The organism is Streptomyces sp. 13-12-16 (genome assembly GCF_002114215.1).
Taxonomy (GTDB): domain Bacteria; phylum Actinomycetota; class Actinomycetes; order Streptomycetales; family Streptomycetaceae; genus Streptomyces.
The window spans coordinates 1-1,259 of record NZ_NCTE01000775.1; the positions used below are offsets into that span (position 1 = coordinate 1).

Consider the following 1,259-nt stretch of genomic DNA (forward strand, 5'->3'; position numbering starts at 1 on the left):
TGGGACGGCTCTACGCCAACGGTGTTCCGGTGGACTGGAAGGCCGTGCTCGCCGGACGCGGTGCCCGCCGTGTCGACCTGCCCACCTACCCCTTCCAACGGAAACGCTACTGGCTGATCGACGAGGCGGCCGACGCGGACCCGGCGTCCATGGGGCTGGGAGCGGCACGGCACCCGTTGCTGGGCGCGACGGTCATGATGGCGGACTCCGACCGACTGGTGTTCACCGGGCGGCTGTCGATCGGCTCGCAGCCCTGGCTGGCCGATCACACCGTGGGCGGCGTCGCCGTCTTCCCGGGTACCGGCTTCGTGGAACTCGCGGTCCGCGCGGGCGACGAGGTGGGCTGCGGCCGTATCGAGGAACTGACCGTCGAGACGCCGCTGATCCTGCCCGAGGCGGGCGGCATGGCCGTTCAGGTCGTGGTCGAGGCCGCGGACGGGACCGGCTGCCGTTCCGTGGTGGTGTACGCCCGCGACGAGAACGCCGTCGACACCCCGTGGACGCGGCACGCGACGGGACTGCTGGCCGCGAGCGGGTCCGGCGGGAGCGCCCTGACCCAGTGGCCGCCGGCCGGCGCCGAGCCGGTCGACCTGGACGGGTTCCACGACCGGCTCGCCGACGGGGGCCTGGTGTACGGGCCGGCCTTCCAGGGGCTGAAGGCCGCCTGGCGACGCGGCGAGGAGGTGTTCGCCGAGGCCGACCTGCCCGAGAACCTGGAGTCGGGTGCCTTCGGGCTCCACCCGGCCGTCTTCGAGGCGGCACTGCGCGCGCTCGCGCTGTCCGGGGCGCCCGAGGACGACGCGGCTCTCCTGCCGTCCTCCTGGAGGGGAGTGCAACTGCACGCGTCCGGCGCGGGCGCGCTGCGGGTCCACGCCACCCGCCTCCACGACGGCGACGTCGCCCTGGCGGTCGCCGACGCGACGGGCGAACCCGTGGCGACCGTCGAGTCCTTGGAACTGCGCCCGGTCTTGGCACCGGCAGCCGCTCGCACCGACTCGCTCTACCGCCTCGTCTGGACGCCGGTCGAGGCGAACGGCTCCGCGCCCGCGGACGCGGCGGTGGAGGTGGTGCGGGCCGGTGGTTCCGACGTGGCCTCGACGGTGAGCGAGGTCCTCGAGGCCCTGCAGTCCGCGGTGTCGCATGTGGTGGTGGTGACGCGGGGTGCGGTGTCGGTGGCGGGTGAGGATGTCTCGGATCTGGCCGGGGCTGCGGTGTGGGGTCTGGTGCGTAGTGCGCAGTCGGAGGATCCGGGGCGGTTC

General features: G+C 74.0%; 1 protein-coding gene. It reads left to right on the plus strand.

Annotated features, from left to right (window positions below; all coding sequences use genetic code 11):
- Positions 1–1,259 (plus strand): polyketide synthase dehydratase domain-containing protein (locus tag B7767_RS28585; protein ID WP_218775826.1); only part of this gene is annotated, 1,259 nt, incomplete at both ends.